Below are 454 nucleotides of genomic sequence, written 5' to 3' on the forward strand. Positions count from 1 at the left end.
GGCCCTGCTCGTACCGGAACCCACCCCAGCTGTCGACCGCGCCGGAGAGCCACTGCACCGGCATCAGCCAGCACAGCGCCGACGCCTCCGACCGGGTGAGGAGCTGCTCCAGCCACGCCCGCTGGGCGGAGCCGAGCATGGTCTTGTCCGCCCCGTCGGGGTAGCTGTTCGGGGTGCGGTCGCTGCGGGAGTCGGACGCCACGAACAGGACCCGGCCGACCTCGAAGCTGTGGAAGATGCCCTCGTCGTCGGCCAACGGGTGGTGAGGCACCCTCTCGCGGTACACCCGCTGGGCGTTGGCCCGGCCGGGCGACGTGCTGTCCGAGTCGTTCGGCCCGAAATCGTGGTCATCCCAGACGTAGACCGTCGACACGTTGCGGTACAGCTCGTGCTGCCGGGGCTGGAGCAACACGTCGTCGTAGCAGCGCCGGTAGGTGGTAAGCGACGCGTCCGC

At 70.3% G+C, this 454-nt stretch carries 1 protein-coding gene; it reads right to left on the reverse strand.

The features are described 5' to 3' along the window. Positions 1 to 454: alkaline phosphatase D family protein (locus tag IG99_RS43605; protein ID WP_037684603.1), on the reverse strand; the 454-nt coding region annotated here is incomplete at both ends.

The organism is Streptomyces griseus subsp. griseus (genome assembly GCF_000720255.1).
In the GTDB taxonomy this organism is placed as follows: domain Bacteria; phylum Actinomycetota; class Actinomycetes; order Streptomycetales; family Streptomycetaceae; genus Streptomyces; species Streptomyces griseus_I.